Origin of the sequence: Pseudomonas sp. FG1 (genome assembly GCF_034313875.1) — a bacterium.
In the GTDB taxonomy this organism is placed as follows: Bacteria; Pseudomonadota; Gammaproteobacteria; order Pseudomonadales; family Pseudomonadaceae; genus Aquipseudomonas; species Aquipseudomonas veronii.
Genome location: NZ_JAVIWP010000001.1, coordinates 3,884,772 through 3,897,533, shown reverse-complemented (window position 1 = coordinate 3,897,533; position 12,762 = coordinate 3,884,772). Strand labels below are relative to the sequence as shown.

Here is a 12,762-nt window from a genome sequence, read left to right as displayed (position 1 = left end):
CCAAATAATAGGCGAGCGAAGGCCGACACCCGAACTTGGGTGTTTGTTAAAAACGGTCAGTTATTTCGGTATGGGCAGCGTCAAGTTATGTCCGGTCAACTTTGAAAGTTCGCGGACGATTGAGTCCTTATCGTCTAAGTGAGCGATCGCGGTTTCCAGTTCAAGCACCTTGGCGCCCACCAGAAAGCGGTACCAGTAACCTTGCAGCAAGTGATAAACCAGGCCGCTGCGGCCATCGAGAAAACCCAGTTGAACGATGTAGCGCCAGAGGAAGTACGCCGTCGAACTCAAGGTAAACGGCACGCGGTTATACACCCGGTTTTTAACCAGGCGCTTGAGCTTGGCCTGGAACGAACTGTGGCCCTCATTCAATTCATGGCGCACCGCAAACAACCCCAGGCGTGAGTTGATGATCTCAATCGCTTCACGGGTCGCGTACTGGTTGTGCTTGTGGGTGAAGAACGTCAAGTCGTGCAGGTTGTGATCGGCAAACCCGCCCTCCAGGGTGATGGTGCGACCCTCGGCCACCGAGATGTGCTCGTCCATCCAGCGATCTTCGATGCGCCCCTGCCCCGTGCGCCACAGCCGCAGCATCTTCAACGGGTAACGGCCGCCATGGCGCACCCAGCGGCCCATGAAAATATGCTTGCGCTTGAAGTTGATGCCGGTGATGCCCTGGTCCAGCGTCGGCAGCCGCGTGTTGATCTGCGCCGCCAGGTCGGCCTCAATGATTTCATCGGCATCCAGGCGCATCGTCCAGTTACCGGTGATCGGCAAATTATCCAGCGCCCACTGGAACTGCTTGGCCTGGTTGACGAACGCGTGCTGCACCACCAGGGCGCCGTGGCGCCGGGCGATCTCGCAGGTGTCGTCGCTGGAGAACGAGTCGACCACCAGCACTTCGTCGCTGAAGGCGCGCACCGACTCGATCGCGCGGGCGATATGCAGGCTTTCGTTGTAGGTGAGGATGATCACACTGACGGTTTCGCGTTTCATGTCAGCCACCGTGCAGGTGAGGCAGGTTATGCGGTGCGGTCATCAGGCTTGACTCCCTTGTCGTGGTGCAGGCTCTTGCAGATGCTGGGTACGCTGGCCGATAAGCCGGGTCGGATGCCCGGCATGCACGGTCCACGCTTGCGCGATGTTTTTGATGACGAGCGCGCGGGCGCCCACTACGACGCCATCGGCAATACACACGCCCAGCGTGATAAAGGCATCGGCACACACCCATACGTGCTCTCCGAGCACGATCGGTTTGGCGTAGAGTTGAAAGTTGCGACTGTTGTAGTCATGCGACCCGCCGCACAAATGCGCGCCCTGGGAAATCACGCTGTAACGCCCGATAGAAATCAGCGCCATGTTGTAAATATTGGTGTCATCGGCAATACCGACATGGTCACCCAGCTCGAGATTCCACGGCGCCCACACTTTGGCCCGCGGATAAACATGCACACCCTTGCCCAGGCGCGCGCCGAACAGCCTCAACAGAAACGCCCTCCACCCATGAAAGGGACGCGGGCTGGTACGGAATAGCAGCACATAGACCGTGTTCCACAGCTGCCGCCGCAACCGATGGGACAATGAAAATGAAGCGGCGCGATACGGATCATTGCCTTGGAGAATCATGCAAGGCACTCCCGCACGATCTCCAGCAAACGCTGCGCGCCGCGTTGGATATGAAAGCGCTCGGTAAAACAGCGGCGGGCGCGCCCGGACATGTCCGCATACTGCTGCGGGTCGAGCCGCAACCAACGGCGCAGGTTATGCACGGCGCCCAGCACCGTGTCGTCGCTCACAAAGCCAACCGCGTCGGCTTCGATTTCGCGCCAGATGTTGACCTTGTTGCTGATCAGCACCGGTTTGCCGCAGGCCAGCGCCTCCGCCACGACCACGCCGAAATTCTCCTGATGGGACGGCAGGCAAAACACCTCCGCGGCGTAAAAGGCGCCCCATTTCGCGGCGCCCTGCAACATGCCCGGCCACGTCACGCGGTCGGCGATCCCCAGTTCCACGGCCTGCGCCTGCAGCGCCTGCACCCAGCCGCCTTGATCGGGCCCGGCCATGACCAGGTGCAAGCGTTCGTCTTCGCCAGCCACTTGGGCAAAGGCTTGCAGCAGGTGGTCGCAGCCCTTTTTTTCGTGGATGCGGCTCAGGAACAACAGCACCCGTTTGCCCTTCAACACCGGATGCTCATCAACAAAGCGCTGCGCCAGCGCTGCACCGCCCGCCGGCGGGCTGGCGGTGCCATAGGCGGTGACCGTCTCTTTGGCGCGGTACAGCCAAAATGACTCGCGCGCACGGATTTTCTCTTCTTCACTGGTAAACACCACGCGCTGGGCATCCCTCAATACGCGGTATTCACCCCATGGCCAGTACAGCCATTTCTTCAAATGCTTGAGCGGATATGCGTGCTTGAACCAGGGGTCGAGCATGCCATGGGTATAAACGATGTAAGGCCGCCCCAACTTGTGCAGGACCTGGCGCGCAATAAACCCGTGGTACTGCCACAAACCGTTGACGATAAAAAAATCGTAGTCACTGGCGTGTTGTTCCAGCCATTGGCGGATCCTGGCGTTTACGCCATACCCAAACAGGCTCGGCCCCATGAAGTGAACGGTTCCTGGGTAGTCGACGGCGAAGTCCGCATCCAGCGTCAAGACATCCACGAGATGCCCGTTCTGCTGGAGAATCTTGTCGATTTCGCGGGCAGCGTTGATGGGGCCGCCCTTTTCCGGTTTAACCGAAGAGATGATTCTTAATAACTTCAAGTGCTGTCCGCTCATCCGTTGAATTGATTCAAGTCTTCTTGCAAGCGGCAAGAATCAGGCAGGCGTAGAACACGCCAAAGGCCAGGAACGTGCCCTGCATGGTCATGACCCCATTGAATAAAATCGGCGCCAGGAAACCGCACAGCAGCAATGGAACGCCGGTGCCCTGCCTGATCAGCGCTTTATAGGCTTTGAGCAGTAACCAGATCAGCAAGAAGATCCTGAACAGGATAAAGAGCGCCCCGATGGGAAGGCCCAGTTCCAGGATGATCCGCGACCATTCATCTTCGGCCAGCAAAAACCCCGCGCCTTGCTCGCGCCCCGCGCGCAATATCGCCGAGGCGGCATTCGTACCCGAGCCGATGCCGTGCCCCCAGAGCGGTGCATCGTCGATCACGCGAGTGAACGCATACAGACTGGAGAACGCCCGGGTCACCGGCGAACCTTCACTGGCGACGGCACTCCGGTTGCGTTCGACGAGAATCTGGTAACTGTCGGACGACATGAAAATCAGCAGGCTGACAAACAGTGCCGCCACCAGGAAAAACAGCGACAACAGGTTTCTTTGCGATTTCTTGATCAAGGCGACCATCAAGGCCGCCAACAGCACGATGGCGGCATACGCATAGATGGCCCGCGACCCGGTCAAGAAACACATCACCGCCACCGAGATGGCCGACACCGGGAACAACAGGTATCGCCCGGCGAACACTGCGCGGAACAAGGCCCGGTCGAAAATCGCCGCCACCAGGAAAGCAAAGCAGGCAGACACGTAAACAACGTGCCCGGCGGTGAACGTGAACGTCCCATACGGCCGGACAACCCCGTCAGCGATCATGAAAATGAAGTCATCGTCCCCAATGCCTTTATTGACGAAGGCTTGCGGCCCGGACGAATACTGCATGACCACCAGCACGCTGATGGGAATCGCCGCAAACAGCGTGATCCGGGCAAAACGGTAGACATCGGCCAACTGCAGGGTTTTTCCGGCAACGAATATCAGGGGGAAATACAGCAAGTAGTTCCTGACGCCATAGCCGTAGATGACCAGCCCTTCAGGGCTGCTCAACAAAAATGCGGAGACCAGAACAAAGAACACCACCAACAACATGACGAAGTACGCCGACAGCAGGTTCTTGGAAAAAAAGCCAAACCTGAACGCGTACCAATAGATATAGAGAACGATCGGATCCTTGATGAAATAGATGGCCGAGCTCAGGCCCGGCAGCAGCCACTTGCGCAAAACCCCTTCAAACAAAATGAACAGATAGATCAGGACAAACGCACTGACCACGCGCTTTCTGTAACGCTCCTTCAGGCTGGACAGCTCAGGGTTGGCCAAGGATTGCATCCAGCACCTCCTTGGCGTAGGTGTCCCAGGTCGTCCTACCTGCCGAGAACACCGCGTTGTGCTTCAGCGCACTGAGTTTTTCACTGTCATCGGCCAGCTCGACCAGACGGGCAGCAATGGCCTCGGCGGAACGGATCGGCACCACATACCCGTTGAAACCGTCGATGATCAAATCCGCCGCGCCACAATTCTGCGAAACGATGACCGCCGTCCCCGTGGACAGTGCCTCGCCCACCACCAGGCCGAACGCTTCGGCGAGTGAAGGCAAGACCAGCACGTCGGCCGCCAGCAATTGGCGGATGACCTGATCGTGGGGCGCCGAGCTGAGCCAGCGATACTTCTTCAGCTCGCTATTGAGCGCCTGGTTACGCCCATTGGCATAGTCGGCACCGATGACGGTGACATCCAGGGCAACGCTGCCCGAGGCGATCTTCAGCGCCTCGAAAAAATACGAGATGCCCTTCTGCTGGGTCAGCGCACCGACAAAAATCACTTTGAGCGGCCCCCCGGCCCGGACATTCACCTCTTTGTGGACCATCGGTGCGGGTGCGCCATAGGGCGTCACCGCAACTTTTTGGTGGGCGATGCCGGATTCACCCAGGGTGCGTTTGGCAAACGTGCTGGCCACGATGATCCGATCCGCCAACGCCAGTTCGGCGGTCTGCTTGCGGATGGTGGTTTCGCTGAGGTTGGGAATGCTCGCCCGCCACGCGGGGTTCGCTTCACGCTCATGGTCCAGCATCCCGCACGCGTAGGAAATGGAGCCGAAGGCCGCCTCATAATTGAGCGTGATCCCGCCAACCGCCTTGGCGGCGGTGAACAGGGCCTTGCACTTGCCGTCATAACCGTACACCTGGCTGGGTTTGCGCGCGGTGTTGTACAAGAACTGCGCGCTGGCCCGATCAATGTGTTCGTACACATTTTCCGGGCAGAACATCCCGATATTGCGCTGCGTAAGGCTGTACCACTTCAACTTGTCACAGAGCACGCGAGGCACATCGTAGCGCGGGTAGCTGTGCAGCAACGCGCCGTCGACCATGTCGAACGTGCGCCGCAGGCACTCTTTGCCAACGACCGGAAGACGGCAAAGCCAAGAGTCTTTATGCAACGCCAGCGAGCTATGGAACGAATGCAGCAAGCGCCGTTGATTCAACGCACCCAATAGTGCGCGAACGTTTTGATTACCCACCGGATGAGCGACCAGGATCATCTTATTTACCCATCCAGGCTTCAACCACGGCACTCGACCTGACCGGGCTGTAGGTGAACGCGCACTCGGCGCGACGTTTGATCGCGACCGCCGGGTTACCCGCGACGATCGTGAAAGGCGCTACATCGCGGGCAACGACACTGCCCGCACCGACCACGGCGCCTTCACCGATGGTCACCCCCGGCAAGATGATCGCGCCCGTGGCAATCCACGCGTAATCGCCAATCACCACCGGCGCGACCTTCAACCGCCAAGCGGGATCGTCCACGCCGTGCGTGCCCGTCAGGATTCGCACACCGTCATTGATCGCAACATGCCCGCCAACCTTCACGGGGGCGTGCAATTGGATAAACGTGCGCTTGCCGATAAAACTGCCCGCGCCGATGCTGAAACGGCCGACGGCGCCTTCAAACTCCGCATCGTTGATCATCACCAGCGCACTGATGGTCGCGCCCTGTCGGCGCAGCCGGCACTGGCGGTGGTTGGCCTGGAGCAATCGGCTGAGCAGCAGCGCGCGCTTGGCCAGGTATTTCAACCCGACGAGATTGAACGGGCTCACCTTCAGCCGGTGCTGGAACAGGTAATTAATTAACACGGGCCATCCTCTGTTCAAGACGATAAAACCCGCGTTTGGCAAAGCAGAACAACACCCCTTCCGTGGCCACCAGCACATAACAGACACCCAGCAGTCCGAAGTCTTGAGCCAGGCAAAAAACCGCGAGCACACTGACCATCGACACCAACATGAACACCACTGCAAACGCCGAGTAGGAAGCGGTTGCCATCATGGCCACCCAGTACACCTGCCACGCCACATGCGTCAGTGCGCCGACAATCAGTACCAGCATGACGGTTGCCGAGTAATCCGCCTTTCTGCCCGACCAGACATCGAATATCGACCCGCCGAATACCACGATCAGCGCACCCATCACACAGGCAATGGGCAGTGAAAACCTCAGCGCATAACGAATCATTTTCCTGACCAACTGGTTGTCACCGACGGAGAATGCATAAGAGATTTCCGGCCAGATCGACTGATTCACCACCGTGGAAAACTGCACCAACACCCTTGAGATCGTTCGGTAAAGACCGAATATCGCGGCATGGGCCGGTGACAGCAGTATCGACAACAAAATCGTCAGCCCTTGAACATTCAGCGCCAGCCCGATCGGAAAGGCCAAAGACGCCAGCGAGGGTCTGATCAAGGTGATGAACGCCCGCTTCCCGACCACCGAAGGATCGAAGCGCAAGCTGATGCCCAGCCGGTCGGCCAGCAGATTCTTGACCACAATTCCGCTCGAACGGACGATCAACAGCGCCAGGCTGGTGGCAACCAGGCTATGGGTGAGATACGCGCACAGTAAGGCGGCCGACCATTCCAGCATCCTGATCACGTTCATGATGAAGGACGACAAAGGCAGCGCCTTGGATGCGCGGTAACGTATCGAAACCATGTTGGTCAGCAGGCACAGCAACGAATACCCAGTCAACGCCGAGAGGATCAACACCCCATCGCCGCTCCGGATGGACTTGAGATTGAGCAGGCTGAACAGGTCGAAAAACGCCAGAGAGCCAACAGCCAGCAATAACACGCTAACCCCCACCAACAGTAAAAACGCAAAGCTGGTGCTGTAGACCGCACTGGCAACCTTCAACCGGCCTCGCTCATGCCATATCACCACCTTGCTCGAGGCGGCGGTGGTTACCCCCAGGTCGGATAACGCCAGGTAGGTGGGGATCGCGGACAACACGACCCATTCGCTGTAGGCGCCAAACCCCCAACTGGCGATAAGGACCGGGACACTCACCAGTTGGATCAGCAGATTGACCACCTGACCAAACGAGTTGGCGCCAATGCCGTTGACGACTCTTTTAAGCACACTCATGGGAGGACCTATACCGTATTGAGAGGTCGCCCAATGGAAATGTACTCAATGCCTTTCTTCAGCATGCTGCCGGGGTCGAACAGGTTGCGTCCGTCAAAAATCAACGGCTGTTTGAGTTGCCGTTTGATCACGTTGAAATCCGGCGCCTTGAATGCCTGCCACTCGGTGACGATCATCAATGCATCCGCACCTTTGAGGGCTGCCTCCTGGGTGCCGCACAAGCGCAAGTCGTCGCGGTCGCCATAAATGCGCTGGGTTTCTTCCATGGCTTCCGGGTCATAGGCCTGCACCTTGGCGCCCGCGCGCCACAAGGCCTCCATCAGCACCCGGCTGGGTGCTTCGCGCATGTCATCGGTGTTGGGTTTGAAACTCAGCCCCCAGAGCGCAAAGGTCTTACCCGCCAGCTCGCCGTTGAAGCGACTGGAAAGCTTGTTGAACAGCGTCTGTTTCTGTTCGGCATTACGCCGTTCCACGGCCTTGAGCAGCGTGGCATCGAAGTCGATGCCGTCGGCGGTCTGGATCAACGCCTGAACATCTTTGGGGAAGCACGAGCCGCCGTAACCGACGCCCGCGTAAAGAAACTGATAGCCGATGCGCGGATCGGAGCCGATCCCCTGGCGAACCATCTCGATATCGGCGCCTAAGCGCTCGGCCAGGTTGGCCATCTCGTTCATGAAACTGATCTTGGTGGCGAGCAGGCAGTTGGCTGCGTACTTCGTCAGCTCGGCGCTGCGTACATCCATCACGATGATTCGGTCGTGATTGCGATTGAACGGCGCATACAGCTCGCGCATGACCGCTTCGGCCTGTGGACTGGCCGTGCCGATGACAATGCGGTCTGGCCGTGTGCAATCGGCAACCGCACAGCCTTCCTTGAGAAACTCCGGGTTGGACACCACCTCGAAGCTCAAATCGCTGCGGTCGCGCTGAGCCAGCATGGCCGCGATACGCGCGCTGACCTTATCGGCCGTGCCCACCGGGACGGTGGATTTGTCGATGATCGTCAGCGCCGCGTCCATATGCAGACCGATGGTTTCAGCCACCGCCAGCACGTACTTGAGGTCCGCGGAACCGTCTTCGTCGGGAGGCGTACCCACGGCGATAAACTGCACTTCGCCATGCTTGACCGCGGCCACGCCATCGGCGGTGAAGTTCAGGCGACCAGCAGCACGGTTATCCCTGACCAGGGCCTCCAGGCCAGGTTCATAGATCGGAATATGCCCCTGATTGAGGCGTTCGACCTTCGAAACGTCGATGTCGATGCAAAGCACGTCGTGACCGACGTCAGCAAGTACCGCGGCCTGGACCAGGCCGACATAACCGATGCCAAAAACTGTAACTTTCATAGCGTTTCTCTTTGAACCTGCGGCCAGTGGTAAAAAGGCTGCTCGTTGGACGTCGATTGCCGGTAGCGCAAGATCAAACGCTGTCTGACTTGTAGTCGTAGTTGTAATAGCTGTAGGCGCCATAGCCGTATTTGGCGGATGAGCGTTTTTCGATGCCATTGAAAATCGCGCCTTTGAGCTCGATGCCACTTTGCTGATAGCGACGCATCGTCAACTCCACTTCACGCACGGAGTTCACTTCGAAGCGAGCCACGATCAGGTTGGTGCCCGACTGACGCCCCACGATGGTTGCGTCCGTCACCGCGAGAAACGGCGGGGTATCCAGAATCACCAGGTCATACAGCGCGCTGACCTGTTCGAGGAACGCGCTGAAATTGGCGTGCATCAATAGTTCAGAGGGGTTCGGCGGCACTTGCCCTCGCCCGAGGAAGTCGAGGTTGTCCACGGCCGTGTGGTGGATGGCTGCGGTGAGTTCGCAGTTTTTGGCCAACACGTCAGACAAGCCGTTTTCAACCGATACGCCGAAGACCTTGTGCAAATAGCCTTTGCGCATGTCCACGTCGACCAACAACACCCGCTGCCCTGAATGGGCAACCACCGCCGCCAGGTTCGCCGAAACAAATGTCTTGCCGACCTGCGGGCTCGGCCCGGAGATCATCAGGCGATTGTTAGCGGCTTCCAGCATGGCGAAATGCAAGCTGGTACGCAGGCTGCGCAAGCCTTCGATCGCTGGGTCCGAGGGGTGAGTCATGGCCAACAGTCGTGCGCCACCGACCTGGTCTTTACGAAAGGTTTTTTGATCCAGCTCTTTTTGTATCGTGCTGAACGGGATCGCGGCATAGACCGGCAAGCCGAGCTTTTCCAGGTCATTCGGGTTGGTAACACCGCGGTTGAGCGCTTTGCGGAACATCACCAATGCGATCGCGATAAAGGCACCGAGCAGTGTGGCAATCACGATGATCAGCGCTTTCTGCGGCCTGACCGGGCTTCGCAAATCAACATCGGCGGTATCGATGAGCCGCACATTGCCCACGGTGCCGGCGCGCATCACGTCCAACTCTTGATACTTGTTCAGCAGCAGCGTGTAGATCTCGGTGCTGACCTTCAAATCGCGGGTCAGGCTCAGCAGCTCCTGCTGGGTGGTGGGCAGGCTCTCGACCTTCTTGGCCAACTCATTCTGGCGCTCGGTCAGCTCTGCCAATTGAGTCAGTAACGCCCGGTACACGGGATGCTGAGGGGTGAACTTGCGCTCTATTTCCGCCTGCTGCATCTTGAGTTCGGAGATGCTGGCATCCAACGCGACGATCTGATCCAGGATGGCTTTCGCTTCCAGACTGATATCGATGGTCTTGTTGCGGATCTGAAATTGATTCAACGCCGCTTCCGCCTGCTCGACATCCTTGCGCACCTGCGGCAACTGGCCCTTGAGAAACGCCAGGCTTTGCGCGGCTTCTGCCGAGGTGCGGTCAATGTTTTGCCGCACATAGATGCGTGCGACCTCATTGAGCACTTGAATCGCGTCGGCAGGTCGCGGGCTTTCCAGGGCCAGCCCGATAATCCCCGATTCCTTGCCGCGTTCAGCCACATCCAGCAATTTCTGATAGCGCAAAATGGTGCTCAGGCGCGGTGAACGGACCACGCTGAAAGTGGTGCCGGGGTTGGCCCGAAGCTGTTCGACACGCAGCTTGATGCCATTGCTGTCGTAGGCGCGCCCCACTTGGCCCTCAAGCAAAACAGCCTCGTCCTGGTCCGACAGCGTGAAGCTGCCGCCATTGCCGGCGGTCAACGTCAGCTCCTGGCCCAGCAGTTTGGCGGGAAGGCGCAGCTCGGAAAACTTCAGTTCCTCACCACCCCAGGCAAAGCTGCTCAACCCCAACCACGGTGCAGCCACTGCCTCCTGTTCGGTGGGTTTGAAACGACGGGCAACAAAGCCCCCCAGCAATGGGAAACGCTTGGGTTTGACGTCAAGGTCCAGGTTCAGGTTATCGACGGCGGTCCCGATGGTGATCCGCGAGCGGATGAGTTCGATTTCGGTCACCGTCGGCGATTCTTTACCGAGCAGGCTGCCGACATCCGAGAAGCCCAGCATGTCGCCCTTCTTCGGTTCGACCTGAACTAACGCGGTCGCTTGATAGATCGGCGGCGTCAATACCGAATAGGCCGCGCCAAGGGCCATAAAGGCAATACTGATTCCACCGATCAGCCATTTATGATCCAGTAGAGTACCCACCAGCGCCATAAAGTCTAAATCAGTGTCATCCGAATGGTGTGAAGTTACCGCAGTTGCTGATTGCATAAGTCAGTTCTTTTTCTTACAGATAATCTAGGAATGGCACAGGGTGCAAGACGCCCGGCTCCATGCACGTACAACGGCTATACTCGACACACAAACGCTCACTAGAGCCTGACAACACAATCTTCTCAACACTTGACGCTCAACTCACGAGTCACTTTCCCAATATTCCAGTAGAGGGTTCAAGCGATCATGTCCGACCTTAAATAACATTCAAACAACCTCAACCCGCCAACAACTGCGCCCACGCATCCGTCGCTTCTTCAATCAAGCCATACGCTTGTAGAAATGCCGGTTTGCCTTGGCGGTAAGGGTCTTTGATTTCTCTATTGCACTGCCACTTGCCCAGCAGGAATACTTTGCCCCGAGCCACCGGCGCGAGTTTGAGCACCTCCTCGATCTGCCACTGTTCCATCACAAGAATCAGGTCCGCTTCACTCACCGCCCCGCTCGTCAATTGCCGTGCCTGGTGGGGCTGAAAAGCATGCCCGTGTTCTTCCAGTACCCGCGAAGCCGTGGCTTCCAGCGGGTGTCGATGCAGCGCCGCCAACCCCGCCGAACTCACCTGTATATCGCTGGAAGCAAGTGCGGCACGCAGTAGATTTTCCGCCATGGGGCTGCGACAAATATTGCCGACACACACAATCAAAATCTTATTAAACACCGCCATCTCCCACGCGCCGCAAAGTACTCATGAGCCAAAGCAAAGAATAAATAACATCAACGCCAGCCAATAGCACCCTGAAACAAGCCAGGCAATTATGTTCACAGGCAATAAGTTTCGACCATCTCTTCAGCCGGACAATAAATAACATAATTGCCTATTGACCGACTAAAAATAACATTCCCTTACTTTTGCGCCTCTTCATAATAAAGTGCCCACCGAGTACAGCAACGAGGCACGGCCATGAAAAGTTCAAAGTTACTGGTAGAGCGTATTGGCCTGTTCCCGTCTTCGGGAAACATTCATGTCAATGTCGACAACTCGACAACGGTGGTTGAGCGAATGCACATGTTATATGCCAGCAACTCTTTAGACTTCGACGAATCCGGTTCCGGGCTGTCCATGGTCTTCGCCGACTGGCGCTTCAAGTTGCAAGTCAGTAATGCCCTGTCCGTCTGCCTGTGCGTAGAGAGCCGTGGCGACCGCCATTTCATGCAAACCAAGACCGACGAGCTACTGGCGAACATCTTCAACACCGAGGGACGCCCATCAACCGGTATGCCCGTTCAAGACACGCCTCCACTCATTGCGCCTTGATCGGCCCGGAGCCGACGCGCCACGCGGGCTCCTGATGGGCGCGTGACGCCCCGGAGACGCTGACGGCGACATGGTTAAGCAGGTTCTCGGCGTTGTACTTGGGCACCAGCGCACTCAATAACACGACCACTGCCCCAGCGCCGATCAGCGATGGCGACACATTGACCTGCGCGACATCTATTCGCCACAAGAACGTCAGCGCGGCCACCGCGCCCAATAATCCGCCCGCCAGCGCCTCGTTCAGAGGGTGGATGTACGGCGCGACACAATAAGCACTGAACCAACCGGTGGCGATCAATCCGGCGAGCGCCGCGGGCCAGCGCAAGGCCGGGTTGAACTGGCGCGCCACCAAACTCATTGCCACGGTGACCACCAGGCATGTGTTCATGGCGTGGCCACTGAGCACGGCAATATCAAGGTGTTGAAACGAAACGCCCCAGCCCTTGAACAGCAACTTGCTGAACGCCACGATTGAATAAGTGCAAGCGACGGTGATGAGCCATCCCTTGAGCGCCCGCGGCGACGAATAGCGCAGCCACACAGCGATGACCAGCGCGGCCGGAATCATGACGGTAATACCGCCATAGTGTGCGAGTTCTTCGCGCATGAGTGACCCACCTGACCCAGCAATTTTCCGCGCCCATCAG

Annotated in this window: 12 protein-coding genes; 1 reads left to right on the top strand and 11 read right to left on the bottom strand. The window is 58.0% G+C overall.

Translation table 11 applies throughout. The features are described 5' to 3' along the window. Positions 1-60: 60 nt before the first annotated feature. The 10 genes from RGV59_RS18085 to RGV59_RS18040 form a co-directional block, all read right to left on the bottom strand. The gene (locus tag RGV59_RS18085) at positions 61-996 is read right to left on the bottom strand and encodes a glycosyltransferase family 2 protein (protein WP_046488486.1); all 936 of its coding nucleotides are present in this window, start codon (positions 994-996) and stop codon (positions 61-63) included. Between the two features lie 42 nt (positions 997-1,038). Further along, complete coding sequence (locus RGV59_RS18080; RefSeq protein ID WP_046383836.1) at positions 1,039-1,626, bottom strand: acetyltransferase; 588 nt, start codon at positions 1,624-1,626, stop codon at positions 1,039-1,041. Further along, positions 1,623-2,768, bottom strand: coding sequence for a glycosyltransferase (locus RGV59_RS18075; RefSeq protein ID WP_102617947.1), 1,146 nt, complete (start codon positions 2,766-2,768; stop codon positions 1,623-1,625). Before RGV59_RS18075 ends, RGV59_RS18080 begins: the two co-directional genes overlap by 4 nt. 28 nt (positions 2,769-2,796) lie before the next feature. After that, on the bottom strand, positions 2,797-4,119 hold the full coding sequence (locus RGV59_RS18070; protein ID WP_046383837.1) for an O-antigen ligase family protein: 1,323 nt from the start codon (positions 4,117-4,119) through the stop codon (positions 2,797-2,799). Beyond that, entirely contained in the window at positions 4,097-5,329 is a 1,233-nt protein-coding gene (locus RGV59_RS18065; protein ID WP_057004823.1) for a glycosyltransferase family 4 protein, read from the bottom strand. Before RGV59_RS18065 ends, RGV59_RS18070 begins: the two co-directional genes overlap by 23 nt. 1 nt (position 5,330) lies before the next feature. Continuing rightward, entirely contained in the window at positions 5,331-5,924 is a 594-nt protein-coding gene (locus RGV59_RS18060; protein WP_312023628.1) for an acyltransferase, read from the bottom strand. Beyond that, entirely contained in the window at positions 5,914-7,215 is a 1,302-nt protein-coding gene (locus tag RGV59_RS18055; RefSeq protein WP_057004824.1) for a lipopolysaccharide biosynthesis protein, read from the bottom strand. The genes RGV59_RS18060 and RGV59_RS18055 overlap by 11 nt, the downstream gene beginning before the upstream one ends. An 8-nt stretch (positions 7,216-7,223) precedes the next feature. Next, complete coding sequence (locus RGV59_RS18050) at positions 7,224-8,561, bottom strand: UDP-glucose dehydrogenase family protein (RefSeq protein ID WP_126586001.1); 1,338 nt, start codon at positions 8,559-8,561, stop codon at positions 7,224-7,226. A gap of 73 nt (positions 8,562-8,634) precedes the next feature. Continuing rightward, a complete protein-coding gene (locus tag RGV59_RS18045; RefSeq protein ID WP_126585999.1) occupies positions 8,635-10,857 on the bottom strand; it encodes a polysaccharide biosynthesis tyrosine autokinase in 2,223 nt (740 codons plus the stop codon). Between the two features lie 220 nt (positions 10,858-11,077). Further along, positions 11,078-11,518, bottom strand: a complete 441-nt coding sequence (locus RGV59_RS18040) for a low molecular weight protein-tyrosine-phosphatase (RefSeq protein ID WP_185833593.1) — start codon at positions 11,516-11,518, stop codon at positions 11,078-11,080. Between the two features lie 243 nt (positions 11,519-11,761). On the opposite strand from RGV59_RS18040, the gene RGV59_RS18035 reads away from it, so the two are divergent. Further along, complete coding sequence (locus RGV59_RS18035; protein WP_226926240.1) at positions 11,762-12,115, top strand: phosphomannomutase; 354 nt, start codon at positions 11,762-11,764, stop codon at positions 12,113-12,115. Here RGV59_RS18035 and RGV59_RS18030 read toward each other — a convergent pair. Then, on the bottom strand, positions 12,102-12,722 hold the full coding sequence (locus RGV59_RS18030) for a hypothetical protein (RefSeq protein WP_046383843.1): 621 nt from the start codon (positions 12,720-12,722) through the stop codon (positions 12,102-12,104). The genes RGV59_RS18035 and RGV59_RS18030 overlap by 14 nt on opposite strands. Positions 12,723-12,762 lie beyond the last annotated feature (40 nt).

What these genes read in the sequence shown, in the direction of transcription:
- RGV59_RS18085 (WP_046488486.1), bottom strand. Translation starts at nt 996, where the DNA reads ATGAAACGCGAAACCGTCAGTGTGATCATCCTCACCTACAACGAAAGC.
- RGV59_RS18055 (WP_057004824.1), bottom strand. Translation starts at nt 7,215, where the DNA reads ATGAGTGTGCTTAAAAGAGTCGTCAACGGCATTGGCGCCAACTCGTTT.
- RGV59_RS18080 (WP_046383836.1), bottom strand. Translation starts at nt 1,626, where the DNA reads ATGATTCTCCAAGGCAATGATCCGTATCGCGCCGCTTCATTTTCATTG.
- RGV59_RS18070 (WP_046383837.1), bottom strand. Translation starts at nt 4,119, where the DNA reads ATGCAATCCTTGGCCAACCCTGAGCTGTCCAGCCTGAAGGAGCGTTAC.
- RGV59_RS18065 (WP_057004823.1), bottom strand. Translation starts at nt 5,329, where the DNA reads ATGATCCTGGTCGCTCATCCGGTGGGTAATCAAAACGTTCGCGCACTA.
- RGV59_RS18045 (WP_126585999.1), bottom strand. Translation starts at nt 10,857, where the DNA reads ATGCAATCAGCAACTGCGGTAACTTCACACCATTCGGATGACACTGAT.
- RGV59_RS18035 (WP_226926240.1), top strand. Translation starts at nt 11,762, where the DNA reads ATGAAAAGTTCAAAGTTACTGGTAGAGCGTATTGGCCTGTTCCCGTCT.
- RGV59_RS18030 (WP_046383843.1), bottom strand. Translation starts at nt 12,722, where the DNA reads ATGCGCGAAGAACTCGCACACTATGGCGGTATTACCGTCATGATTCCG.
- RGV59_RS18050 (WP_126586001.1), bottom strand. Translation starts at nt 8,561, where the DNA reads ATGAAAGTTACAGTTTTTGGCATCGGTTATGTCGGCCTGGTCCAGGCC.